Consider the following 21,914-nt stretch of genomic DNA (forward strand, 5'->3'; position numbering starts at 1 on the left):
TTCACGACCGCATCGGGTCCGCCCCCGACGGAGTCATGGCGCTCCATACCCCGAACGCGGAGGAGACCCGCGCAACGGACTTCCGCCAGGGGCTCCAGGACCTCCTGGAGCCCGTGGACCTGCACGGTGTGCCCACTGACGCGTACCCGCACGCCCTGAACCTGTTCCGCGACCTCGGCGCCTGCCACGCCTACGGCATTCCCGGGCCCGGTGACACCGCCCCACCGGGCGGCCTCAGCGGCCCTCTGCACCTCGCCGAAGAGTTCCCCTCGTACCTCAGCCGGTCGATCAGCGTCTGCGATGTGTCAGTTTGGGTTGCCGCCGGGAGGCGGGGCGGCGAGGTGGCCGATGAGCCGGCGGATCTGCTCGGCAAAGTCCTCGGGGAGGGCAGTCGTGTCGGTGTCGGGGCCGAAGATCTGCCGGGCGACCTGGGGAAGCAGGACGGGTGCGCTGGTCATGGCGAACAAAGCGAGCAGGAGGTGGCGGGGGTCGAGGTCGGCGGGGAACTCTCCGCGGGCCTGGCGTTCGCGCAACTGCTCGACGATGCCATGGGTGAACGCGGTGCGGTCCTGGCCGTAGCGCTCGATGCCGTCGTGCTCGCCCCGTTCGGGGGCGTTGCCCAGGCCCTCCCAGGCCAGCAGACGGGTGGTGTCGGCGTTGCGGGCGGTGGTGCGCACGTAGTCGGCAGCTACCTCGCTCAGCGGCCGGTCTGGCGCGGGCAGGAAGTCCAGGTCGCCGGTGCCGCGTTCCAGGACGGCCTGGTAGAGGCCGGCCTTGCCGTCGAAGTGGTAGGAGATGAGCTGCGCGTTGACCCCGGCGGCCTGGGCGATGCGGGTGACGCGGGCGCCGGAGTAGCCGTGCGCGCCGAACTCGCCGACCGCGGCGTTGATGATCCGCTCGCGGGTCCGACCGGAGTCGCGCCGCCGCTCGTCATCGCGGGGGGCCCGACGTGGGCTTCTCTCGGTTGCCATGGCCAAGAGCGTAGCCGCGCCACCAGATTTCATCCACTCACATGACTTGTCACTCGACTGTTTGACTTTGTCATCTGAACGAATGACATTGAGGGGAGGGAACAACCCAACCGAGGAGTGGACATGAAGGTCTTGGTCATCGGCGCGGGCCTGGGCGGTCTGGCGCTGGCGCAGGGGCTCAACCGCGACGGGGTGCGGGTGCGGGTCTTCGAGCGGCGCTCGGACCGTACCGTCGGACTCCAGGGCTACGGGCTGCATCTGAACGAGGCCGGGTGCGCGGCGCTGCGCGAGTGCCTGCCCCCGGAGAACTGGGCCATGATCGACCAGGCCGCGGGATTCGCCGGCAGCACGTCCGGGTTCTACGACGATCAGCTGCGACGGCTGACCCGGGTGGGCAACGGGCACCGGGGAAGCCGCCGCTCGGTCAGCCGCCTGGGCCTGCGCGAGATGCTGCTGCACGGCCTGCCGGAGCAGTGCGTGGCGTGGGGAAAGGAGTTCACCCACTACGAGCAGCTGCCTGGCGGGCGGATACGGGCCCACTTCGCGGATGGCAGCAGCGAGGACGGCGACCTGCTGGTGGGTGCGGATGCCAGCGACTCCCGGGTCCGCTCCCAGTACCTGCCCGACATCCAGCGGCAGGACATCGGCGTGCTGACCATCGCCGGGCGCACCGCGCTGACCGAGGCGGCGACCTCGCAGCTGCCGCCGGAAATCCTCGACGGCACGCCCAACAGCATCGTGCCCGCGGGGCCGGGCTGGATGTTCGTGTGCGCGTGGCGCACCGGGACCCACCTGACCGCCGCGGACACCGCCGCTGCCGCCGCGGGAACGGACGGCTCCTACGTGGTGTGGGCCTACATCGACGGCCGCCCGCACCTGCCCGCCGACGTCGAGCAGTACACCCCGAAGGCACTGCGGGAGCTGGTGCTTTCGCGCATCACCGCCTGGTCTCCCGCCCTGACGACGCTCGTGCGCCGCTGCGAGATCGGCTCCGTCGCCCCGGTCGCGCTGCGCAGCATGCCGCCCCTGACCTCCTGCCCTCCAGCAACGTGACGCTGGTCGGCGACGCGATCCACAACATGACCCCGATGGCGGGGGTCGGCGCCAACACCGCGCTGCGCGACGCCGCCGCGCTGCGCCGCGCGCTGGCCCGCGGCGACTGGCACCGCCTGGAGCAGGCGGTCGCCGGCTACGAGGAGGAGATGCGCAGCTACGCGAACCCGGCGGTCGCCGCCTCGCTGCGCAACGCCCGCAACGCGGGCAAGGGCGCCCGCCTGCCGCGCACGGCGTTCCGCACCGTGCTGCGCGTCGCCGACCGCGTCCCGCCGGTCAAGCGCGCCGTCTTCCCCAGCTGACCGGACCACCCCGGGCCGCCCACCCTCCCGTGTCCTGAAAGGACGGCTCCACCGTGCCCCCCCCACCGACGCTTCCCCCGCCGACGACGGCATCGTGACCATCGTGTCCACCTTCCCGAGCACACCCGAGCGCGCGCAGGAGCTCCTGGACCTGCTCGCCGCCGTGGCCGAGCGAGTGCTGCGCCAGCGGACCGGGTTCATCGACGCCCGGCTCCTGGTCAGCGAGGACCGCACCCGCGTGGTCAACCTCGCCCGCCGGCAGCATGCCGGCGACGTGCGGGCGATGATGGGCGACCCCGCGGTGCGCGAGGTGATGGCCCCGGTCTGGGCCCTGTCACACCCCGAGCCGGTGCGCTACCGCACCGCGGGCGAGTTCCGCCCGGCCACCTGAGCCCACCCGAGCCGGCGGGGCTGCGTGTCGCAGGCCGGCCGGCTCTGCTCTCCGCCTGCTCTGTGCGCGGAACGGCGGCCGGGGACCCTCGCCGGCCGGCCTACGGCCGCCGTGCCGTCCCCAGCCAGGACCGGCCTTCGGCCTGCGCCCCCGCACCGTAGGCGGCAGGAACCGGCCGCCCGAATCCCGCTGCGACCTCGGCCAGTTGACGCACGGCCGGATCCCAGCCGTTCCCCGCCGGCCACGCCTCGGGGGCGGGCGGGCCGCCACGCCACAGCGCGGTCAGGGCCGGGTCGATGGCGTCGGTGGCCGCACGCAACCCTCGGATGGGCGAACGCCCGCCCGTCGGCCAAGCCGCGCCCCGCGCCGGGTGGGTTCAGGCGGGCCGCGCCGCGCCGCGCGGTTCATCGGCAAGGCGTTCACGCAGGCCGCCGGCCATGGCGGCCACCGTCAGCACGTCGATCAGCTCGCCGCCGCTCCTGGCCAGCCAGCGCCGCTTGACCGGCGCCATCCGCAGGCGCAGCAGCACCCGCGTCCGCGCCGGACCGCCGGCTGTCGGTTCGGCGCGCAGGACCAGCGACCACGACAGGTACACCGTGCCTCGCAGGGAGGTGTAGACCAGGATGTGGGGCGCTTGGAGGAGGGCGACGGTGAACTTCTCGTGCGGTCCGCCATAGTCGGGGATGTCGTCACCGACGACCAGGTGCTGCCAGCGGGGTTCGACCGTCCGGGCCGCCCGTCGGCCTCGCGGCACCAGGCGCTCCAGGCGGCGGCTGAGGTACCAGCCCGCGCGCTGCTTGCCCAGCTGCTGAAGCCAGGGCCACACCTGCGCCGGCGTCCCCGGGACGGAGAACGCGCGGTCCATGACCACCTCCGCCGGGGCCACCAGATCGTCACCGGCACGGGGCTCCTCCCGCTCGGCCTGCGTCGCCGCGACGCTCGCGCCGGCCGTGCGCAGCGCGTGCGCGCCGAGCGCCAGCGATGCGGCCAAGAGGGCGGTGGCCTTGCGAGGCGGCACGTTCACTGGTTGTCCTGACCTTCCGCGGGAGGGGGAGAGCGGTTGCGGTCCTGCCGCTGCGGCGGCGGGATCAGTCAGCGCGGCCCGGATACGCGATCCGGGACAGCATGTCCATCAGCAGTGCGGCCTCGCCCGGTTCGAAGTCCACGGTCAGCTCGTCGGCCAGGGGCGCGGCGGCCACGTGCGCGGCGTCGAACAGTTCCCGTCCGGCAGCGGTGATCTCCACGGCCCGGACCCGGCGGTTGCCCGGCACCGCCTTGCGCACGGCCAGGCCGCGGGCCTCCAGGTAGGTCGTCCACGATCCGCATCACCGCGGCCTTGTCGAAACCCGTGGCCTCGGTCAGCTCCCGCTGCGCCACCCGCCCCCGGTCGGCCAACTGAATCAGCACCGCGAAGTGCCGCAGCTCCACGCCCAGCGGACGCAGCGCCCCGCTCATCACCGAAGCGGCCTGGGCGTGGGCCCGGCGCAGCAGCAGCCCCCGGGGCGAAGGGCGATCTGTCCCTAGGACGGTCTATTGCGTGTGCGTCGACGCCGGGACCGGCGGGCTGGTTGGTCATGCCGGGACGCTAACAACATCTGAGCCCGATCGAGACGGTAGCAGTCGACACGGTCGATGCAGGTCCAGCGCCGGGGCGGGCCTGACTCCCGGGGCCACGCCAGCCGTGCCGCGCCCGGGCACCGACAGGTACTCAGTGCTTGGGCATGGCGCGGCGGGCGCACGCGATGGTCACGGCGACGATCACCGCGAAGACGGGGCCGGTGGCGATGTGCAGCACCCCCAGCACGACCGGGTCGTTCGCCCGGTAGAAGGCGACCTGGAACACGCCGTTGACGACGTTGACCGCGATGCATGCCCAGGTGGAGTAGGTGTAGACACGGCGCAGTCTGGGGATCCCCCGCCACTGGGCCGGACCGCCGCTCACCTTGTTCAGGACCAGCCCGGTCAACGGGCGCCCGGCGGCGATGGTCGCCAGGCACACCGCGATGACCGCGAACGGGATCAGCGTCGGCACCAGGAAGAAGCCCCGGGTCTGCCCGGTGATGGCGGCCGCGCCCGCACACACCGCCACCATCGCCAGCCCGATCACGGCCTGCCGCATCCGCTCGCCCCGCACGGCCCGCCAGCAGAACACGGCCAGGGCCGTCGCCGCAGCAGCGACCAGGCCCACGGTGAGCGAGGCCCCGCTGCCCACGAGGAACGCCACCGTCGGCGCGGCCGTGGTCACCACCGTCATCGCCTGGCTCCACCGGCCCGGTGCGGGCCGGCCGCGTCCGCCGCGCTCCACGCGTGGCGGCGGGGACGCGGCGGGAGTCAGGCGCGTCGAGGTGTTCGGTTCCTGGAAGTCCATAGCGTGGCCTCGTTCGACGTGTGGTGTTCCAGGCGGCCCGCCGTGGCGAAGCGCCGCTGATGGCGCGGGGCGCCCCGCATCCGATAGTCATTCAACTAGATGACAAAGTCAAATGAACGAGTGACAATGCTCGACGAGACTCCTGCAGACCAGCCGAACGAAGAGGCGCACACCCATGGAAACCAGCACCAGCCCGGACGAACCGACGGCGAGCGAGGCCCGCAGCTTCTGGCGCGAGCGACACCTGTGCGTCCTCGCCACCACACGTCCCGACGGGTCGGTCCACCTCACGCCGGTCGGGGCGACCTACGACCCCGCGACCGCCACTGCCCGCGTGATCACCAGCGCGGGCAGCGTCAAGGCCCGCAACGTCGAGGCGGCGGGCCGGGCGGCCCGCGTCGCCCTCACCCAGGTGGACGGGCGACGCTGGACCACCCTCGAAGGCACCGCCGCCGTCACCGCGGACCCCGCCGCCGTCGCGGACGCCGAACGTCGCTACACGGAGCGATACCGGACGCCTCGGCCGAACCCGCGGCGCGTGGTCATCGAAATCGCGGTCGACCGCATGATGGGCACGCAACAACCCCGATGAAGCCCACGCGAGTCCTCCGCCTTGGCCCTGTCGGACCCGGATCCGCATGCGAGTCCATGAGCAGGCGCATGCCGGCCACCAGGTCCGGTTCCGCCCGCCACCTCCACCTTTCTTACTGACCAGGCCCGCCCAGCGGGAAGCGGCAGCGAAGCGCAGAGGCTTCGCCGCCGAGCAGATCACAGCAGGTCAGGTGCGGTATTGCCGGTGGGTCGACGCGTCGGCCCACCGGCGACTCTGCAGGCTGGTTCTGATCATCGGCTGCTCCCGAGCCGGCGGAATGGACCACGTCCTCCGCCGACGTCGCTACTGTTCCTCTCGGCAGGCGCGCCCGCCACTCCGAGCCTGTCGTGTCCCCTAGCGGCACCGAGCAGGCATGATCGACTGCCTCACCGACGCGCCGTCCAACAGAAAGCCCGCCATGCACTTGACCACTCCGTTCGTGGGCGCCTGCGGAGGTCTGTTGCCAGTAGGCCCGCTGATGTGATCAAGAACGTGCTGGGCGCTCTGCCCGCGCTCGCCCTGACCGTCCTCCCGCTGGCTGCGCCTGTGGCTGCGGCCCCGGCCGGAGCTCGTCCGGCCGTACCGCTCCCGTCCGCCGTGGTGTCCGCTGCGGCTGCCCGGGTCGCCCCGCCGTCGGCGGAAGGGGTGCCGCTTTTCGAGGCTCTGTCGTGGATCGAGGAGGCGGAGGAGGGCTCCCGGGACAGTGACAACCGGGATCAGTTCAGGCACTGGAACCGGGGTGAGAACCCGACCGACGCCTGCGACACCCGCAGGGAGGTCATCCTGTCCGAGGCGCTGGAGGCACCCGAGGTCGGCCCGAAGTGCGCGCTGAGCGGGGGCCGGTGGTTCTCAGAGTATGACCAGAAGTAGGTGACCCTCAGCGAAGGAACTCGATGTCGATCACATGGTTCCGCTCGCCGAAGCCTGGGACTCCGGCGCGGCGAAACCAGTCCAGTTCCCCGCGGGCGCCGAGTTCATCGAGGACCAGACGGTGAAGTTTCGCCCACACCCGGGCGTTCGACCACTCGGTAAAGCGCCGGTGGGCCGTCGCTGCCGACGGCCCGAACGACGCGGACGACACGGACGGCAGTTGCTGCCACGTGCAGCCCGATGTGGCCACGAACACGATCGCAGCCAGCACTTCCCGGTCACCATGCCGAGGCCGACCGCCGCCCTGAGTCCGCGACGGAGCCTCCGGAACCAGCCGCTCGGAACAGCTCCCCCAACTCGTCCGGCACCAGCCGCTCAACGATCGAACCCACGACCGACAGCCCAGCGATTCACATGAGATGACGTCTTAGTTAGTCGCCCTGCCTCCGTAAGACTGCGGTCCCCGTGCCGTCGGCGCCAGGGCACAGGCCGGGTCAGAATAACTCTGGGTCGGTGCTGATCCAGATGAGGTCGCAGATGCGTATCTGCCGTTCGCTGGTGTAGATGCTGTAGCTGAAGAAAATTCCCTCTCGGGGCACGGCGACGCTGTACCAGATGACGTCGTCGATCTTCATTGGTAGCCCCGGCGGGACTTTGCCCGACTCGACGGAGTCGCCCACTTCGAGGGCCAATGCGCGAAAGAAGTGGATCATCTGGTCGTGAAGTTCCGTGGATCCCGACGTACCCATGGCATGGAGGACTTCGGCTGCTCTGAGTTCGGTGACGGCCTGCCAGCCGCGAGCTACGGATGTCATGAGTGATCAGCCGCCAGCAGGTCAGGCAGGCGCACCAGGTCACGACCGGCGACCGTCCTGGCCAGACGGTTTCTGCGATCGGGGACCGCATCGAACATTGCTTCCATCCACCACACGTTCATCACGTCGTTGAGTTCCGGGCCCAGCGGCGCCCGCCAGAGCGCCGTATGAAACGCCTGTCGCTTCTCCTCCCCGAGCGCCGCACTTATCGCTTCGATCGTGCGGGGAACGGGGTGTGTCCTGCTGCTTTGTTCGGGAAGAGCGGGGAATTCCTGCACGTGCGTCTCCGGGTGCGGCCGTCGCTGCGGTTCGTCTTCAACCTCAGCGTAGCCATTCGTGTGGCGAAGCGGAGTTGATATCACCATTCCGACAGGGGCTCAGACTCGGACGTGCCCATGCCGGAGACGGCCCTGAAGAAAGAATGAGCGTGCTCATAGGTGACGGTGGCGGTCGGGCGCCGTGGTGGGTGGCCGCCGTGGCTGAACGGGTGAGGGTGCGGGAGATCGACGACGACGAGGGCCAGAGGTTGCTGCGGATCATCCGCCGGGGCACCGGTTCGGTGGTGACCTGGCGCCGGGCCCAGATGGTGCTGCTGTCAGCGCAGGGCATGCCCGTCGAAAAGATAGCGATGGTGACGTTCACCAGCCCGGACCGCGTCCGCGATGTCCTGCACAACTTCAATGCCGACGGCTTCGACTCGCACTACCCGAAGTACAGGGGCGGCCCCCCAGGACGTTCACGCTGCCCGAGCGTCGCGAGATCAAGAAGATCGCCAGGTCCAAGCCGGCCGAGCACGGCCTGCTCTTCTCGACCCCGAGCCTGGTCAAGCCGGCCGACTTCCTGGTCGCCGAGGGGGTGGGCGACGAGATCAGCCACGAGGGCCCGCGGGTTCTGCTCCGCGAGGAGGGCGTCTCCTTTCAACGCGTGAAGACTTGGAAATACTCGAACGACCCCGACTACGCGGCCAAGAAGGCCCGGGTCGAGCACCTCTACGCGATCGCCGACGGCGAGGTCGTCCCTGAGAACAGCGCTGACCCAGGGGGTTCCTCCCGCAGAGGTCAGCGTCCGTAAGTCAGGAAGCGGACGTCGACTCCGGCCTCGTGAGCCCGGTCCTCACCCCAGGCGACGGCCACCGGGGAGAGGTCGACGGCGTACACCTCGAAGCCGCGTGCAGCGAGGAACACGGCATTGCGGCCCGGCCCGCATCCCAGGTCCAGGGCCCGGCCGGGGGCGATCAGGCCCTGGTCGAGGTAGGCAGCCAGGTTCTCGTCCGGCTTCGACACGAAGAAGGGGACCGGCCTTGACCGGTCGGCATAGCAGCGGTCCTGGGTCGCCGCGCAGGGCAAGAACGTCACCACGATCTTCGTCACGCACGCGCACGGCGACCACTTCTTCGGGGCGCCCGCAGTACTCGACCGCTTCCCGAGCGCCCGGATTGGGTTGACGGGCAGTCAAGGAGCCACCGAATTGGGCGCGGAGTCGGCCGTTTCGGGCGGCGAGCGGCTCCCTGTTCACGATGTGCGGCGCCGTTCACGATCAGCGCCTGCGTTGCCACCCTTGTCTACGTGAGGCGTTCGTGATGGTCGGCTTGCGGCTGGTTCTGGGTGGCGGCCCAGGTGGCCAGGAGGCGGAGCGCATCGGCGCTGGGGCTGTGGGGGACGGCGGTGTAGATCACGAGGGTGAGGGTGGGGTCGGAGTCCAGGGACATGGTCTCGAAGTTCAGCTCCAGGTCTCCGACGGCCGGATGATGAATTTTCTTGGGTCCGGTGCGGTGCTGCCGGACGTTGTGGTCTGCCCAGCGTTTCCGGAACGTCTCGCTGCGGGTGGACAGCTCCCCGATGAGGTCGGTGAGGTCCTTGCTGTAGGGGTTTCGGCCGGCCTCCCCACGGAGCATCGCGGCGACGTCGTTGGCGGCCCTGTCCCAGTCGGGGAGGAAGTCGCGGGCGGCCGGGTCGAGGTAGATGAACCTGGCGATGTTGGCGGGGCGGCGCGGGTCGGCGAGGAGCGGGGCGTACAGGGCCTGTGCCAGGTCGTTGGCGGCCAGCAGGTCTTGGCGGTCGTTGTGGATCCACGCGGGCGCGTCCGTGACGGCGTCCAACATGTACTGCAGGGCGGGCCGCAGGCGCTTCGCCGCGGTGCGGCGGCGGGCCGTAGTGGGTGGGGAGGCGTGCCGGGCGAGGTCGAACAGGTACCGGCGTTCGGCGTCGTCGAGGTGGAGGGCGCGGGCCACGCCGTCCAGGACGCTGTCGGAGGCGCCCGAGAGGTTGCCTCGCTCCAGTCGCACGTAGTAGTCGACCGACACACCGGCCAGCATCGCGACCTCTTCACGGCGCAGCCCCTTGACCCGGCGGCGGCCGCCGTAGGAGGGCAGTCCCGCCTGCTCGGGGGTGATGCGGGCCCGGCGGGAGGCCAGGAACTCCCTGATCTCGGCTCGGTCGTCCATCTCCCCACGGTAAGCGAGCGTCCTGGGGCGAGACAGGTACTGCCATTACCTGCAACACCAGGCACTGCCACCCGTAGGGGGAGCAGGGTTTGCTGGAGGTGGCTGTTCAGCGCGGCCGGCGCCGACGCATCGGTGATACCGCCGGCCGCCAGTCACCGGCGGCGGCGACGCCCCCCGACCCGGGAAAGAGATCATGAAGCAGACTGCTCTTGGACATTCCGAAGCATCCGGCATCGGCCTGCGCACGGTGGAAACGTCTGTCCGCCCCGACGGCGGCGGCAGCGGCAGCGGCACGCGCTACATCGTCATCGGAGCGGGAGCGATCGGCGGAACCATCGGGGCGCGGATGGCTGAGGCCGGGCACGAAGTGGTCCTGGTCGCCAGGGGCGCCCAGTACGCGGCGCTGAAATCGGGCGGCCTGCGCTTCCGTGCCCCCGACGGCGAGCGCGTGCACCGGCTCCCCGTCGTCGACGCTCCGCAGACGTTGGGCGCGTTGCGCGCCACGGACGTGCTCGTGCTGACCGTCAAGACACAGGACTCCGAGGACGCCCTGGACACCTGGGGCCGGACACCGGTGGAAGGCGGCGGCACGGCCGCGGAACGGCTTCCCGTGGTGTGCGCGCAGAACGGCGTCGAGAGCCAGCGGATCGCCCTGCGCCGCTTCCGCCACGTGTACGGCGTCTGCGTCTGGCTGCCGGCCACCTTCGTCGAACCGGGGGTCGTCTCCGCGTCGGGCGCTCCGCTCAGCGGCATCCTGCACCTCGGGCGGTACCCCCATGGCACCGATGACACCGTCCGCCGGATCGCCGCCGACCTGGAGACAGCGCGCTTCGAAGCCCCCGTGGTGCCCGACGTGGCGCGCTGGCAGTACGCCAAACTGCTGGGCAACCTCGCCAACGCGATCGACGCCTTGAGCGGGCCGGCCCCAGGTGACGCAGGCCGGGGCCTGTACGCGCGGGTGCGTATCGAGGGCGAGACAGTGCTCCAAGCCGCCGGCATCCCGTACGCGAGCGCGCAGGAACAGCACGCCGCACGCGGCGCCAAGGTCCAGTGGGCCCAGGGCGGCGGTGGCTCCTCCTGGCAGTCCCTGGCTCGCGGCACGGGCACGATCGAGGCCGACTTCCTCAACGGTGAGATCGTCCTGCTGGGCCGGCTGTACGGCGTCCCGACCCCCGTGAACGAGCTCCTGCAACGTCTGGCCACCGAGTTCGCACGGGACAAGCGCCCCGCCCGGTCACTACCGGCCACCGATCTGCTCCGTCTGGCCGACGAGGTGGTGGACGCGGCCCGGATCCGCGGTGGAACACATTCCCCACAGGACCGCCCGGCGCGCGCCTGACGTCGGCGCTCCGCACGGCTCGGCACAGCGGCGCGCCGAGGGCCGTCACAACGAAAGCGGGTCCCGGTTGCGAGGCAGGTACTGGCGTCACCCGGAAAGCCAGGCACTGCCACGAGGCAGCGGAACGAGATTCCCTGGAGATGGCTGTTCACCCCGTGACATCTGGTGCGAACCGTGACATGAGGTGTCCGAGCAGCAAGGCCGCCCGCAGCGTGTCGCACTCTGCGGCAGGCGGCCGTATCCGCCCACTCAAAGAAAGACATCATGAAGCACACCACTTTGGGACACCTGACGGTCGCCCGTATCGGCCTGGGCACGATGGGCATGTCCTCCTACTACACCGGCGCCGGCAGCGACGACGCCGAATCCGTCCGCACCATCGCGCGGGCCGTCGACCGGGGCGTCACCCTGATCGACACCGCCGAGGTCTACGGCCCCTACGTCAACGAGGAACTCGTTGCCAGGGCGCTGGCGGGCCGCCGCGACGAGGTCGTGCTGGCCACCAAGTTCGGCCTGATCTCGCACGCCGCACCGGAGCGGGGCACCCATGTCCTCGACAGCAGCCCCGCCACCATCCGTGCCGCTGTCGAAGGCTCCCTCAAGCGGCTGCGTACCGACCACATCGACCTGTACTACCAGCACCGCATCGACCCGGACACGCCGATCGAAGATGTGGTCGGTACGGTCGCGGAGCTGGTGCAGGAGGGCAAGGTCGGGTATCTCGGCTTGTGCGAGGCCGGCCCGGAAACGATCCGTCGGGCCCACGCCGTACATCCGGTGACCGCGGTCCAATCGTCGTACTCGCTGTGGAACCGTGAAGTCGAGGAGCGCGTGCTGCCCACGCTGTGGGAACTGGGGATCGGTTTCGTGCCGTACTCTCCACTCGGCCACGGCTTCCTCACCGGCACGATCCGCTCCCCCGAGCAGTTCGCCGAAGACGACTGGCGCCGGACCAGCCCCCGCTTCCAGGGGGAGAACTTCCATCGCAACCTGGCGCTCGCCGAGGAAGTCCGGGCGGTCGCCGACGAGGTCGGGGCCACGCCCGCCCAGGTCGCTCTGGCGTGGCTGCTGGCCAAGGGCGAGCACATCGTCCCGATCCCGGGAACCAAGCGGGTAGCGCGCGTCGAGGAGAACATCGCCGCCGACGGTGTCGAACTCACCCCGGAACACATGGCCACGCTCGACGGCCTGCCTCCAGCTGCCGGCAGTGCCGAGAACGACGCGGCCAGGCAGCGGATCGAGCGCTGACACACTCGCAGCCTTTCGGCCGGCACAACCGGCACCCTCGACGGTCGGTTGGCATCTGCCGCTCCTTCACCGCGGTCAGACCGTCCCGGCCCGCAGGGGACCACCGCCTCACAGCAGCCATGTGCACCTCGACCGCCAGTTCGAGTTCGTGAAGTCACCATGGTCCAACGACGGCAACTTCACCGGCCCCGCCGTGGAGAAGGACCGGCTGGCCGACCTTGGGGCACGAACCACCCGTCGTCAGGTGAACCGGGCGTCGCTGACGTCGATGGACACCATGGTCTGACTCAGGATCGGGCGGTTGTGCGTATCGCTTCGGTAGGCCCGGCGTTTGGTGGGCAGGCGGATCCCGTCTGCTTCCACGATGTCGTAGACGTACTGTGCTGCGGCGAACCCGCCTGCGATGTCGACGTGATAGTCATGCCGACGCAGGAGGTGGTCGGGGCCGAAGTAGAAGTCCTGTCGCGTGCTGTGGCTGGCGATGTGGGGCGGGAAGGCGGCGCGCAGCCCGCGCCAGAGCTCGTCGCCTTCCCGCCACGGTTCGATTTCGGTGACGCTGAAGCCGGGCATCGCCAGCAGGAAGGGCGTGGTGAGATACGTCCACAGCGCGTATCCGTTGAAGTAGGCGCGGTCCAGCGGGTCCCATGGGGTGTCGAGCTTGTGGCCGGTGAAGGACTTCCGCGGTTCGTTGCGTTCGGCCACGACGCGGCCGTCGAGTTTTTCGATGCTGATTCGGTCGGCTGTGAAGTCGGTCTTCTGGTCAGCGGCGCCGAACGGCGTCACGGAGGCGTGCTGCTCGTGCAGCCGGACAGTCATCTCCCGGGGGGTGAGATCCTGCGGCATCCCCTTGATGACGAACATGTCACCACCGCTGACGATGGTGGCGCGGACTGCGGTGAGTGCGTTCCAGCGGGCGAGGCCACCATGGGCATCGAGGACCTCGGCAAGCAACGTGTTCATGTCGGTCTCCTGCTCGGTCGTGCCGGTGCCGGGGCCCTAGCTGGGAGGGTCCGCGACGGCGGTCCGAGCCGACGACACGGCCGCGGCCCCGGCCAGGCGATCGGTGGCCCTGATCAGTTCGGCGCTCTTCTCATCGTTCACTGGTTCGTCGGCATCGCGCACCTGGGCGCTGATCCTGGGGACCCTGTAAGCCCCGGTCGGAACCGACAGGGACGGCGAGCAGCCGCCGGTCGCTCTGGCGTCCTCGGGCTGGGCGCGCGGGGTTCGTTGGGGTCCGCCCGTGGAGGTCACAGGGGTTTTCTCGTAGCGCCCTTCGTGCGGAGCCGTGGCTGGGTGCGATCTGCGGCGGCGCAGCCCTTGGCAGCCGGGCAAGGCCGCGGTACGCCGGCGTGACCGTCGCCGGCTGCGATGCGGCAGTGCGCTCATCCAGCCCCGGGCGTGGCGGGCTGTGGGGTCGCTCGGCTGGCGGGGTGACGTGTACGCCACACAAGGAAGATCGAGGTGGCGACCAGGCACCACACGGTGAGCACCACATACGGCTCGACGTGCTGGTTGTGCGGGAAGTAGATGGCGTTGCGCTGGGCGTTGACCGACGCGCCCGGCGGCAGGAACCGCCCCAGAAAGCCCAGGACCGGAGGGAGCAGCGGCCAGGCCACCGCACCGCCGGACGAGGGGTTGCCGAGGATGACCAGCAACAGCCACGTCGGCAGCGCCGCCCAGCGGCCCAGGAAGGTGTGGAACGCGGTGAAGATCATGCCCGCCGTGATCATGGTGAAAGTGCAGATGCCCCAGGACTGGACGAACGGCAGCCGCACCACACCGAGCACCCAGTCGGCCATGACGCAGATCCACAGGCCGCCCAGCACGGAATAGCCGACCGTAGCGACGATGCGCTCGGCGGGGCGCAGCGCCTGAGCATGCACGCCGAGCTGGATGGCACCGACGAAACCGAGGATGGTCGACCCCAGGGCGATATAGAAGAGAGCCAGCCCCTGCGGGTCCGTGGCCGGAAGCGGTTTGACGTCCCTGACCTGCACCGGGATGCCCAGGGTCCGGCCCACCGCCGGGGCACTCTGGCCGAGAACCCGGGCGACCGACGCCCCCGCCGCGCTCGCCACATCGACCTCCACCCCCGCCGGTCGACGCTGCACGATCGCGAACTCTCGCTGGGCGTCGACCGCGGCGAGGGCACTGCCGTAGTCCGGGTACGGATGAAGGACCAGCGACGTGCCGAGCGTGGTCTCCAGCGCGTTGGTGAACCGGTCGCCCGCGACCGTCTTTCCCGTCACCGCGACGGGGATGCGATGCGGTAGGGGATGGGCCATGGCCCAGCAGTAGGCGCCGACGAAGAGCCCGGCCAGGGCCGCGATGATCAGCGAGATCACCACCGCCGGTAGGAAACGCGACGACGTCAATCGCGGCCATCTGCCCTGTCGGGGCGGCCGGGGCGGCGCCGCCGCAGACCACCGCTCTTCCATGGGCACGATCGTACGGTGGGCGCCGAACGAGACTCGGCCGCCGCACCGCACGCATCACCGGCATGCCGGAACACCGCAACGCAAACGAGCCGGTGATACGCGTGCGCGACCGTTCCCGTCGCCGCTTGTCGGTGGCCGCCCTGGCCTGCTACCAGGCCGGCGAACCCTCGCGGCTGCTCTACCGGCCCTGCCCGAGCGCCCGGCCCGAGCAGGGCCTCGTCGACCGCGCCCGCCGTGGTGGCGGCGATCCGGAGTGCGGTGCTGCGGCGCAGGGCGGATCTGGCTCCCCGGGTGCGGGCGGCGGGGTTCATACGGCGGCTGCTCTCAGGCCCGCTTCGAGGTCGGCGATCAGGTCGCCGACGCCTTCGATGCCGACCGACAGCCGTACGAGGCCAGGCGTGACGCCTGCGGCGAGCTGCTGGTCCGGGGCGAGCTGGGCGTGGGTGGTGGAGGCGGGATGGATGACCAGGCTGCGTACGTCACCGATGTTCGCGAGATGGCTGAACAGCCGGAGTCCCTCGACGAAGCGCCGGCCCGCTTCCCGGCCGCCGGCGAGTTCGAACGCCAGGACCGCTCCCGTGCCGCGTGGCAGATAGCGCTTGGCCTGCGTCCGCCATGGGCTGGAGGCGAGGCCGGCGTAATGCACCCGCGTCACCTGGGGCTGTTCCTCCAGCCATTGCGCGAGGGTCCGGGCGTTGGCCACGTGCCGTTCGATGCGCAGGCTGAGGGTTTCCAGGCCCTGCAGGAGCAGGAAGCTGTTGAACGGTGAGACGGCCGGTCCCAGATCCCGGACCAGCCGGGTACGCAGACGCAGCGCGTAGGCGAGGCCGAGATCGGAGAAGGAGTCCCAGTAGGACAGCCCGTTGTAGGTCGGGTCCGGACGGGTCAGCCCCGGCCAACGGCCGGGATCGGCGCCGAAGTCGAAGCGCCCGCTGTCCACGACGATCCCGCCGATGCCGGTGCCGTGCCCGGAGAGGAACTTGGTGGTCGAGTGCACGACTATGTCGGCACCGTGCTCCATGGGCCGCAGCAGGTACGGGGTGAGCACGGTGTTGTCGACGACGAGCGGGACGCCGGCCTCGTGGGCGATGCGGGCCACCGCCTCGGTGTCGAGGACGTTGCCGCGCGGGTTGCCGATGGTCTCGCCGAAGAACGCCTTCGTGGTCGGGCGTACGGCGGTGTACCAGGCACCCAGGTCGTCCGGGTCGTCGACGAAGGTGACATCGATGCCGAAGTCCGCGAACGTGTGCTCCAGAAGGGTGCGGGTGCCGCCGTACAGGGACGACGAGGCGACGATGTGGTCGCCCGCACGGGCCAGGTTGAACAGGGCGAGGCTCGTGGCGGCCTGGCCGCTGGCCACGGCGACGGCCGCCGAACCGCCCTCCAGCGCGGCGATACGCTCCTCGGCCACGGCGGTGGTCGGGTTGGACAGCCGGGTGTAGGCGTGAGTGGTCAGGTCAGCCAGCTCGAAAGCCGCGGCGGCGTGCGCGGTGTCCCGGAAGACGTAGCTGGTGGCGAGGTGGATCGGCACCGCGCGTGCGCCGGTCGAGGGGTCGGGGACGGCACCGGAGTGCACTTGGCGGGTCTCGAACGCCCAGTCGGTCATCGGCCGGTCTCCTGCCTGGCCAGGACATCGGACCACCAGCGCTCGGCGACCCGGGGATGCGAGCGCAGCCAGCCGACGACCGCGTTCTCCCCGAAGGCCGCGAGAAGGGGGTTGTCCGGATCGTCGGTGACGCCCCGGCTCAGCGCCGCCAGCTCCGGGGGCAGTCGGAGCGGCTTGACGACCGCGTCCAGGCGCGGGCCCAGGAAGAAGGGGATCGAGTAGCGGTGAACGCCCGACCGGGGGCTGACGACCCGGTGCTGAGTGGCCTTCAGATAGCCCTGGGTGGCGATCTCCAGCATCTCGCCGATGTTGAAGACGAAGGCGTCGGGCACGGGCACCGCGTCGATCCACTCGCCGTCCTCGCGGCGCACCTGGAGCCCGCCCACCTCGTCCTGTTGCAGCAGGGCGAGGTAGCCGTAGTCCTTGTGGGCGCCGACGCCCTGGTCGGCGTCCTCGGCAGCGCGCGGCGGATAGTGCACGATCTTCACGTGCACGGCCGCCTCGTCGTCGAACCACTGGTCGAAGTAGCCCTCCTCCTGTCCGAGGGCCGCAGCGAGCGCCCGCAGCACCTCACGGCTCACCCGCAGCGCCTCCGCCTGCCAGCGCAGCACGATGCCCCTCAACTCCGGCAGCGCGGAGGGCCATTGGTTGGGGCCGATCAGGCGCAGGTAGTCGGGATCCGCCGGGCCGGTCTCCAGCGCCGCCCGTTCGGGACCGATGTCGATCTGCTCACGCCAGTCGGCGCCGCCCGCCGTGTATTCGGTGCCGGTGCGGGTATAGCCGCGGAACTGGGGCGAGTTGAGGTTCTCGATCTCCAGCCGCTCCTCCTCCGCCAGCGCGAAGAAGCTGCGGGCCGCGCTGAGCACCTCCTCCCGCAGCGCTGCCGGGACGCCGTGCCCGGTGACGTAGAAGAAGCCGACCTCGTGCGCGGCGGAGCGGAGTTCGGCGAGAAAGGCGCCGCGGTCCGCGTCCGGGGCACGGAAACGGGAGATGTCGATGACGGGCAGGGCTGTGGACTGGGCCATGGGAGGTTCCTTCACGGCAGGGCGGACGCGCGAGCCTTCCCGCCGCGCCCGAAGGGCGGCCGGCCGAGGGCGCTCGAAGGCCGCGGGCAGCGGGAGGAAGGCGAGATCGGGAGCCGTCGGACGGCTATCGGCAACAGACCTGGTCGAACTGGTCGGCGCGGCGGCTCACCCAGAACGGGTCGAGCGGCACCGTGTGTGCCGGGCCAGTGGTCTCCATGGTCGGATCAAAGCACAGCCGGAAAGAAGCGTCCACCATGCGTCCCGGGGGTGAGATGCCTTCCGCCATGGTCGACCTCGATCCGGCGCGTGGCGAGCACCGCTCGGGGTGCTTCCCGAGCTGGCCGGTTCCTGAGCCGGATCCGCTCCCGGTCCGACTGCCCCCTGCAGGGCGTCCCTTTCCCGCCATTGACGTACGACGAGACCACTCCGTATGGTCACGAACGGCATTGAGTGTCAGCGTCAAGCCCTGGCTCGCTGATCGGCAACCCTCCCACGCGGCGGGGTGCTCCAGGTGAAAGCCCGGCGGGATCATCGACGATCTCTGCAAGCGCGTGGCCCCGTGACCGGGGCCGGGATTATGTGGAGGACCGACATGCGGCACGGTGGTGACCTCAGCGCCCGCTACGCCGGCGCCACCGTGTTCTCACGGCTCTCGCGCCGGCGCCACATCGACCTCAAGCGCTCGACCAGCTGCCTCTGTCAGGACTGACGGGCCCTCCCGCCGCCGCTCGCGGTACGCGCCCGCGCTCACCGCACCGGCCTGCGCCTGATCTCCGTCTGTCTTTGATCCCCGTTTCCGACTGAACCCCCCCTGCACAGCGCTCCCCCGGCACCGCTGTCGCGCCGACCGGGACCGCACGCCCGCGCCCGGCCATGCCCCGCACCACACCGTGCCCGGTGACACGACGAGGAGAAGCCCTCCGTGACTGCACTTTCCGATGTCAGAACCTCCCGGTGGGCGGCTCTTACCGCCCTGGCGACCACCGGTGTCCTGCTGACCGCCTGTGGCTCCGGCGGCGGTGATTCCGGCGGCGCCTCCGGACAGCCCAGGTCCGGCGGCACCCTGACCTTCGCGGTGGGCTCGGACTCCGGTTGCGTGGACCCGCAGCAGGTCGGCAGCAACGAGACCATCTACTCGGTGCGCCAGATCGTGGACTCCCTGACCGACCAGGACCCCAGGACCGGCAAGATCGTGCCATGGCTGGCGAAGAGCTGGGACGTCAGCTCCGACGCCACGTCGTTCACCTTCCACCTGCGCTCCGGTGTCACCTTCAGCGACGGCTCGAAGCTGACCGCGCAGGTGGTCAAGGACAACTTCGACGCGGTGCCCGGTCTCGGCGCCCTGGGCACCCTCGCCGAGGGCTATCTGAGCGGCGTCAAGGGCACCACGGTGATCGACCCGCTCACCGTGAAAGTCACTTTCGGTCAGCCCAACGCCCAGTTCCTGCAGGCCACTTCGACCCACTCGCTGGGCATCGAGTCGTCGGCGAGTGTCAAGAAGACCCCGCAGCAGAAGTGCAGCGACGGGGTGATCGGATCCGGGCCCTTCGTGCTGAAGCAGTACGTGCAGAACCAGTCGATCACTCTGGCCAAGCGCACCGGCTACGCCTGGGGTTCCTCGCTGTGGAGCAAGAAGGGCGAGGCGTACCTGGACAGGCTGGTGTTCAAGGTAGTGCCCGAGGCGGGTGTGCGGGCGGGCAGTCTCCAGTCCGGCCAGGTGGACGCGATCAGCAGCGTCGGCAAGGCCAACGAGGCGGCGCTCAAGGGCGGCCAGGTCACCCTCCCCCGGCGGGCCAACCCCGGCGTGGTGTTCGGCCTCGGCCTCAACAACGCCCGCCCGGCGCTCAGGGACGCCAGGGTGCGGCAGGCGATCCTGGTCGCCCTCGACCGGCAGCAGATCGCCGACACCGTCTTCCCCACCGGCACCCGGGCGGCGACCAGCGTCCTGGCGCACACCACGCCCGACTACACCGACCTCGCGTCCGGTCTGGCCTTCGACGTGGCCAAGGCCAGATCCGAGCTGGACGCGGCCGGCTGGAAGACCGGCAGCGACGGGATCCGCGCCAAGGACGGCAGGAAACTGACCCTGACCGTCAAGTGGTTCCCCAACGCGGCCACCAACCAGCCCGCTTTGGAGCTGGTCCAGCAGCAGCTCAAGGCCGTGGGTGTGGACGTGGTCCTCAAGCAGCTCCAGGTCACCCAGTTCGCCACCACGCTCCAGTCCGGCGACTTCGACGCGGTGTGGGGGAACGTGACCCGCGCCGACCCCGACATCCTGCGCAGCTCCTTCTCCACCAAGCTGGCCAACTTCTACCACCTGCCCCCCAGCCCCCTCGACACGGCGCTGTCCGAACAGGCCGCGACCGTCGACGCCGCCAAGCGCAAGCAACTGGTCACCCAGGCACAGCAGTTGCTGGTCCAGAACGCCTACTACGTGCCCGTGGTGGAGCTCCAGACCCAGTTGGGCGCGTCACAGAAGGTGCACGACCTGGACTTCGACGCCTCCAGCCGGCTCCAGCTGCACGACACCTGGATCGGCTAGCGGATGCGACGCTATGTGATCAAGCGGCTCGCGCAGGCGGTCGGAGTGCTGTGGGCGGCGTACACGGTGTCGTTCCTGGTGCTGGACTATCTGCCAGGTGACCCGGTCACGGCGATGGCCGGCGCCGGGATGGACTCGGGGCAGGTCGACCCGGAGCAGCTCGCCGCCCTGCGGCACGAGTACGGCTTCGACAAGCCGGTGCTCGTGCAGTACGCGGAGTACCTCGGCCGGGCTGTGCGCGGGGACTTCGGCGACGCGGTCTCCACCGGCCGCCCGGTGACCTCCACCCTGGCCGACGCGCTGCCGCAGACGCTCCAGCTGACGGGCGCGGCCCTGCTGCTGGCCGTGGTGCTCGGCAGCGGCCTCGCGGTGGTGGCCACGCACACCTCCCGGCGCTGGCTGCGGCAGTTCCTGCTGTCGTTGCCGCCGCTGGGAGTGTCGGTCCCCACGTTCTGGGTGGGACTGCTGCTCGTCGAGACGTTCTCCTTCAGGCTGCACTGGTTCCCCGCGTTCGGCAACGACGGCCCGAAGGGGCTGGTGCTGCCCGCCCTGACGCTGGCGGTGCCGACCGGCGCACAGGTCGCCCAGGTGCTGGCGAAGAGCCTGCTCACCGCGCTGGACCAGGCCTATGTGGAGACCGCGCGGGCCAAGGGCGCCGGCCGGTGGCGGGTCCATCTGCGGCACGCGCTGCGCAACGCCTCGCTGCCGGCGCTGACGGTCGTCGGGCTGCTGGTCGGGCAGCTGATCGCCGGTTCGGTAGTGGTCGAGACCGTGTTCTCCCGCGACGGCCTCGGCCGGGTGACCGCGGCGGCGGTCACCGCGCAGGACATCCCCCTGGTCCAGGGGGTGGTGGTGTTCGGCGCGCTGATCTTCGTGACGACGAACCTGCTCATCGATCTCGTCTACCCGCTCCTGGACCCGCGGATCGTGGTGGCCTGGGGCGCAAGGGGGCGTTTCGCATGAGCCAGAACCATGGCGACGACCGCGCCGAGGCCGTGCTGGTACTGGCCCGCCCGGTCGAGGCGGGGCCGGGGCCGGAGCCCGGGCGGCGCGGCGTGGACGTACGGCGGCTGCTGCGATTCGTGGTACGCCGTCCGGGGCTGCTGCTGTCCGCGGTCGTCCTCGTACTGGTGGTCCTGGCCTCGTTCCGGCCCGGTCTGTTCACCTCGCAGGACCCGCTGAAAGGCGTGCCGTCGCAGAACTTCCGCGGGCCGAGCGGCAGTCACTGGTTCGGCACGGACGAACTGGGCCGCGACGTCTTCTCCCGCGTGGTCCACGGCGCCCAGCTCTCCCTGAAGGCCACGCTGATCGCCGTGCTGGTGGCGTTCGTGGTCGGTGGACTGCTGGGCGTGGTCGCCGGGTTCGTGGGCCGCTGGGTGGACGACATACTGATGCGCTTCGTGGACGTCCTGCTGTCCATCCCCGCGCTGTTCATGTCCCTGGCGCTCGTCACCGCGCTCGGCTACGGCACGGTGAAGGTCGCGGTCGCCGTCGGCATCGCCAGCGTCGCCTCCTTCGCCCGGGTGGCGCGAGCCGAGGTGCTGCGGGTGCGCCAGGCGGTGTTCGTGGAGGCGTCCCGGTCCTGCGGGGCCCGCTGGTACTCGGTCCTCGGACGGCACGTGCTGCCCAACGCGGCCGGCCCGGTGATCGTGCTGGCCACCCTGGACTTCGGCTCCTCCATCCTGGCCGTGTCGGCGCTCAGCTTCCTCGGCTACGGGGCGCCACCGCCGGCCCCGGAGTGGGGGACGTTGATCTCCGACGGCCGCAATTACCTGGCCAACGCCTGGTGGCTGACCGCGCTGCCCGGTCTGGCGATCGCCGCGACCGTGCTGGCCGCCAACCGCATCGCCCGGGCGCTGGACGACGAGGGGGCGCGGCAGCGGTGACCGACGGCACACACGAGAACGGTGG

The 21,914-nt window shown here is 70.6% G+C and carries 24 protein-coding genes, 4 pseudogenes and 1 riboswitch; of the genes and pseudogenes, 13 read left to right on the forward strand and 15 right to left on the reverse strand.

Features of this window, described 5'->3' with window-relative positions:
- Nucleotides 1-305: 305 nt before the first annotated feature.
- Nucleotides 306-971, reverse strand: coding sequence for a TetR/AcrR family transcriptional regulator (locus tag ACIRQ9_RS32285; RefSeq protein ID WP_404181457.1), 666 nt, complete (start codon nucleotides 969-971; stop codon nucleotides 306-308).
- A 123-nt stretch (nucleotides 972-1,094) separates the two neighbouring features.
- Between ACIRQ9_RS32285 and ACIRQ9_RS32290 the strand changes: the two genes are divergently transcribed.
- From ACIRQ9_RS32290 to ACIRQ9_RS32300, 3 genes are all read left to right on the forward strand, one after another.
- Complete coding sequence (locus ACIRQ9_RS32290) at nucleotides 1,095-2,024, forward strand: FAD-dependent monooxygenase (protein ID WP_404181460.1); 930 nt, start codon at nucleotides 1,095-1,097, stop codon at nucleotides 2,022-2,024.
- Entirely contained in the window at nucleotides 2,021-2,326 is a 306-nt protein-coding gene (locus ACIRQ9_RS32295) for an FAD-dependent monooxygenase (RefSeq protein WP_404181463.1), read from the forward strand. Before ACIRQ9_RS32290 ends, ACIRQ9_RS32295 begins: the two co-directional genes overlap by 4 nt.
- Nucleotides 2,327-2,420: 94 nt before the next feature.
- Nucleotides 2,421-2,717: an antibiotic biosynthesis monooxygenase gene (locus tag ACIRQ9_RS32300; RefSeq protein ID WP_404181466.1), complete on the forward strand. Its 297-nt coding sequence runs from the start codon at nucleotides 2,421-2,423 to the stop codon at nucleotides 2,715-2,717.
- A 100-nt stretch (nucleotides 2,718-2,817) separates the two neighbouring features.
- Here the strand turns inward: ACIRQ9_RS32300 and ACIRQ9_RS32305 are convergent, their stop codons facing one another.
- The 5 genes and pseudogenes from ACIRQ9_RS32305 to ACIRQ9_RS32325 form a co-directional block, all read right to left on the reverse strand.
- A complete protein-coding gene (locus ACIRQ9_RS32305) occupies nucleotides 2,818-3,036 on the reverse strand; it encodes a hypothetical protein (RefSeq protein ID WP_404181469.1) in 219 nt (72 codons plus the stop codon).
- Nucleotides 3,037-3,093: 57 nt separating this feature from the next.
- Nucleotides 3,094-3,741 carry a hypothetical protein gene (locus ACIRQ9_RS32310; RefSeq protein WP_404181472.1) on the reverse strand — a complete coding sequence of 216 codons (648 nt, stop codon included), beginning with the start codon at nucleotides 3,739-3,741 and terminating at the stop codon, nucleotides 3,094-3,096.
- Nucleotides 3,742-3,805: 64 nt separating this feature from the next.
- Complete coding sequence (locus ACIRQ9_RS32315; RefSeq protein ID WP_404181675.1) at nucleotides 3,806-4,000, reverse strand: hypothetical protein; 195 nt, start codon at nucleotides 3,998-4,000, stop codon at nucleotides 3,806-3,808.
- Nucleotides 4,001-4,082: 82 nt separating this feature from the next.
- Nucleotides 4,083-4,172: pseudogene (locus tag ACIRQ9_RS32320) on the reverse strand (MarR family transcriptional regulator); the annotation flags it as partial.
- Nucleotides 4,173-4,425: 253 nt separating this feature from the next.
- A complete protein-coding gene (locus ACIRQ9_RS32325) occupies nucleotides 4,426-4,971 on the reverse strand; it encodes a DUF3159 domain-containing protein (protein WP_404181475.1) in 546 nt (181 codons plus the stop codon).
- 289 nt (nucleotides 4,972-5,260) lie between these two features.
- Between ACIRQ9_RS32325 and ACIRQ9_RS32330 the strand changes: the two genes are divergently transcribed.
- Nucleotides 5,261-5,677: a TIGR03618 family F420-dependent PPOX class oxidoreductase gene (locus ACIRQ9_RS32330; protein ID WP_404181477.1), complete on the forward strand. Its 417-nt coding sequence runs from the start codon at nucleotides 5,261-5,263 to the stop codon at nucleotides 5,675-5,677.
- A gap of 480 nt (nucleotides 5,678-6,157) precedes the next feature.
- Nucleotides 6,158-6,547 (forward strand): hypothetical protein, encoded by a 390-nt coding sequence (locus tag ACIRQ9_RS32335; protein ID WP_404181480.1) that lies wholly within the window; start codon nucleotides 6,158-6,160, stop codon nucleotides 6,545-6,547.
- Nucleotides 6,548-6,611: 64 nt separating this feature from the next.
- On the opposite strand, the pseudogene ACIRQ9_RS32340 reads toward ACIRQ9_RS32335, so the two are convergent.
- The 3 genes and pseudogenes from ACIRQ9_RS32340 to ACIRQ9_RS32350 all read right to left on the reverse strand — a co-directional run.
- Nucleotides 6,612-6,939: pseudogene (locus tag ACIRQ9_RS32340) on the reverse strand (transposase); the annotation flags it as partial.
- 102 nt (nucleotides 6,940-7,041) lie between these two features.
- Nucleotides 7,042-7,362, reverse strand: a complete 321-nt coding sequence (locus ACIRQ9_RS32345) for a hypothetical protein (RefSeq protein WP_404181483.1) — start codon at nucleotides 7,360-7,362, stop codon at nucleotides 7,042-7,044.
- Nucleotides 7,359-7,640 (reverse strand): hypothetical protein, encoded by a 282-nt coding sequence (locus ACIRQ9_RS32350; protein ID WP_404181486.1) that lies wholly within the window; start codon nucleotides 7,638-7,640, stop codon nucleotides 7,359-7,361. Before ACIRQ9_RS32350 ends, ACIRQ9_RS32345 begins: the two co-directional genes overlap by 4 nt.
- 197 nt (nucleotides 7,641-7,837) lie before the next feature.
- On the opposite strand from ACIRQ9_RS32350, the pseudogene ACIRQ9_RS32355 reads away from it, so the two are divergent.
- Nucleotides 7,838-8,385: pseudogene (locus ACIRQ9_RS32355) on the forward strand (transposase); the annotation flags it as partial.
- A gap of 53 nt (nucleotides 8,386-8,438) precedes the next feature.
- Here the strand turns inward: ACIRQ9_RS32355 and ACIRQ9_RS32360 are convergent.
- A pseudogene (locus tag ACIRQ9_RS32360) lies at nucleotides 8,439-8,732 on the reverse strand (class I SAM-dependent methyltransferase); the annotation flags it as partial.
- Here ACIRQ9_RS32360 and ACIRQ9_RS32365 point away from each other — a divergent pair.
- Entirely contained in the window at nucleotides 8,722-8,931 is a 210-nt protein-coding gene (locus tag ACIRQ9_RS32365) for a hypothetical protein (protein WP_404181659.1), read from the forward strand. The pseudogene ACIRQ9_RS32360 and the gene ACIRQ9_RS32365 sit on opposite strands and share 11 nt — an antisense overlap.
- On the opposite strand, the gene ACIRQ9_RS32370 is transcribed toward ACIRQ9_RS32365, so the two are convergent.
- A complete protein-coding gene (locus tag ACIRQ9_RS32370) occupies nucleotides 8,924-9,805 on the reverse strand; it encodes a helix-turn-helix domain-containing protein (protein ID WP_404181489.1) in 882 nt (293 codons plus the stop codon). The two genes, ACIRQ9_RS32365 and ACIRQ9_RS32370, sit on opposite strands and share 8 nt — an antisense overlap.
- A gap of 346 nt (nucleotides 9,806-10,151) precedes the next feature.
- Here ACIRQ9_RS32370 and ACIRQ9_RS32375 point away from each other — a divergent pair, with 346 nt between their 5' ends.
- Both ACIRQ9_RS32375 and ACIRQ9_RS32380 read left to right on the forward strand, forming a co-directional pair.
- Nucleotides 10,152-11,144 carry a ketopantoate reductase family protein gene (locus ACIRQ9_RS32375; RefSeq protein WP_404181662.1) on the forward strand — a complete coding sequence of 331 codons (993 nt, stop codon included), beginning with the start codon at nucleotides 10,152-10,154 and terminating at the stop codon, nucleotides 11,142-11,144.
- 264 nt (nucleotides 11,145-11,408) lie between these two features.
- A complete protein-coding gene (locus ACIRQ9_RS32380; protein WP_404181492.1) occupies nucleotides 11,409-12,392 on the forward strand; it encodes an aldo/keto reductase in 984 nt (327 codons plus the stop codon).
- A 240-nt stretch (nucleotides 12,393-12,632) separates the two neighbouring features.
- Here the strand turns inward: ACIRQ9_RS32380 and ACIRQ9_RS32385 are convergent, their stop codons facing one another.
- The 4 genes from ACIRQ9_RS32385 to ACIRQ9_RS32400 all read right to left on the reverse strand — a co-directional run bounded on the left by ACIRQ9_RS32385 (nucleotide 12,633) and on the right by ACIRQ9_RS32400 (nucleotide 17,461).
- On the reverse strand, nucleotides 12,633-13,352 hold the full coding sequence (locus tag ACIRQ9_RS32385) for a hypothetical protein (RefSeq protein WP_404181495.1): 720 nt from the start codon (nucleotides 13,350-13,352) through the stop codon (nucleotides 12,633-12,635).
- 422 nt (nucleotides 13,353-13,774) lie between these two features.
- Nucleotides 13,775-14,830 (reverse strand): ABC transporter permease, encoded by a 1,056-nt coding sequence (locus tag ACIRQ9_RS32390; RefSeq protein ID WP_404181498.1) that lies wholly within the window; start codon nucleotides 14,828-14,830, stop codon nucleotides 13,775-13,777.
- Between the two features lie 307 nt (nucleotides 14,831-15,137).
- Nucleotides 15,138-16,436 (reverse strand): O-acetylhomoserine aminocarboxypropyltransferase/cysteine synthase family protein, encoded by a 1,299-nt coding sequence (locus ACIRQ9_RS32395; RefSeq protein ID WP_404181501.1) that lies wholly within the window; start codon nucleotides 16,434-16,436, stop codon nucleotides 15,138-15,140.
- A complete protein-coding gene (locus ACIRQ9_RS32400; protein ID WP_404181504.1) occupies nucleotides 16,433-17,461 on the reverse strand; it encodes an isopenicillin N synthase family dioxygenase in 1,029 nt (342 codons plus the stop codon). The genes ACIRQ9_RS32395 and ACIRQ9_RS32400 overlap by 4 nt, the downstream gene beginning before the upstream one ends.
- Nucleotides 17,462-17,903: 442 nt before the next feature.
- A riboswitch (SAM riboswitch) is annotated at nucleotides 17,904-18,017 on the forward strand.
- A gap of 36 nt (nucleotides 18,018-18,053) precedes the next feature.
- On the opposite strand from ACIRQ9_RS32400, the gene ACIRQ9_RS32405 reads away from it, so the two are divergent.
- The 4 genes from ACIRQ9_RS32405 (at nucleotide 18,054) to ACIRQ9_RS32420 (ending at nucleotide 21,889) form a co-directional block, all read left to right on the forward strand.
- A complete protein-coding gene (locus ACIRQ9_RS32405) occupies nucleotides 18,054-18,170 on the forward strand; it encodes a putative leader peptide (RefSeq protein ID WP_404181507.1) in 117 nt (38 codons plus the stop codon).
- Between the two features lie 213 nt (nucleotides 18,171-18,383).
- Nucleotides 18,384-20,003, forward strand: coding sequence for an ABC transporter substrate-binding protein (locus tag ACIRQ9_RS32410; protein WP_404181510.1), 1,620 nt, complete (start codon nucleotides 18,384-18,386; stop codon nucleotides 20,001-20,003).
- Nucleotides 20,004-20,006: 3 nt separating this feature from the next.
- A complete protein-coding gene (locus tag ACIRQ9_RS32415) occupies nucleotides 20,007-20,966 on the forward strand; it encodes an ABC transporter permease (protein ID WP_404181513.1) in 960 nt (319 codons plus the stop codon).
- Complete coding sequence (locus tag ACIRQ9_RS32420; RefSeq protein ID WP_404181516.1) at nucleotides 20,963-21,889, forward strand: ABC transporter permease; 927 nt, start codon at nucleotides 20,963-20,965, stop codon at nucleotides 21,887-21,889. Before ACIRQ9_RS32415 ends, ACIRQ9_RS32420 begins: the two co-directional genes overlap by 4 nt.
- Nucleotides 21,890-21,914 lie beyond the last annotated feature (25 nt).

It is taken from the genome of Streptomyces sp. NPDC101237, from assembly GCF_044767465.1.
GTDB lineage: Bacteria > Actinomycetota > Actinomycetes > Streptomycetales > Streptomycetaceae > Streptomyces > Streptomyces gramineus.

Coding starts and splice junctions, on each gene's coding strand:
- ACIRQ9_RS32390 (WP_404181498.1), bottom strand. CDS start 14,830: ATGGAAGAGCGGTGGTCTGCGGCGGCGCCGCCCCGGCCGCCCCGACAG.
- ACIRQ9_RS32395 (WP_404181501.1), bottom strand. CDS start 16,436: ATGACCGACTGGGCGTTCGAGACCCGCCAAGTGCACTCCGGTGCCGTC.
- ACIRQ9_RS32290 (WP_404181460.1), top strand. CDS start 1,095: ATGAAGGTCTTGGTCATCGGCGCGGGCCTGGGCGGTCTGGCGCTGGCG.
- ACIRQ9_RS32385 (WP_404181495.1), bottom strand. CDS start 13,352: ATGAACACGTTGCTTGCCGAGGTCCTCGATGCCCATGGTGGCCTCGCC.
- ACIRQ9_RS32375 (WP_404181662.1), top strand. CDS start 10,152: ATGGCTGAGGCCGGGCACGAAGTGGTCCTGGTCGCCAGGGGCGCCCAG.
- ACIRQ9_RS32345 (WP_404181483.1), bottom strand. CDS start 7,362: ATGACATCCGTAGCTCGCGGCTGGCAGGCCGTCACCGAACTCAGAGCA.
- ACIRQ9_RS32325 (WP_404181475.1), bottom strand. CDS start 4,971: ATGACGGTGGTGACCACGGCCGCGCCGACGGTGGCGTTCCTCGTGGGC.
- ACIRQ9_RS32400 (WP_404181504.1), bottom strand. CDS start 17,461: ATGGCCCAGTCCACAGCCCTGCCCGTCATCGACATCTCCCGTTTCCGT.
- ACIRQ9_RS32370 (WP_404181489.1), bottom strand. CDS start 9,805: ATGGACGACCGAGCCGAGATCAGGGAGTTCCTGGCCTCCCGCCGGGCC.
- ACIRQ9_RS32380 (WP_404181492.1), top strand. CDS start 11,409: ATGAAGCACACCACTTTGGGACACCTGACGGTCGCCCGTATCGGCCTG.
- ACIRQ9_RS32415 (WP_404181513.1), top strand. CDS start 20,007: ATGCGACGCTATGTGATCAAGCGGCTCGCGCAGGCGGTCGGAGTGCTG.
- ACIRQ9_RS32420 (WP_404181516.1), top strand. CDS start 20,963: ATGAGCCAGAACCATGGCGACGACCGCGCCGAGGCCGTGCTGGTACTG.
- ACIRQ9_RS32405 (WP_404181507.1), top strand. CDS start 18,054: ATGCGGCACGGTGGTGACCTCAGCGCCCGCTACGCCGGCGCCACCGTG.
- ACIRQ9_RS32330 (WP_404181477.1), top strand. CDS start 5,261: ATGGAAACCAGCACCAGCCCGGACGAACCGACGGCGAGCGAGGCCCGC.
- ACIRQ9_RS32285 (WP_404181457.1), bottom strand. CDS start 971: ATGGCAACCGAGAGAAGCCCACGTCGGGCCCCCCGCGATGACGAGCGG.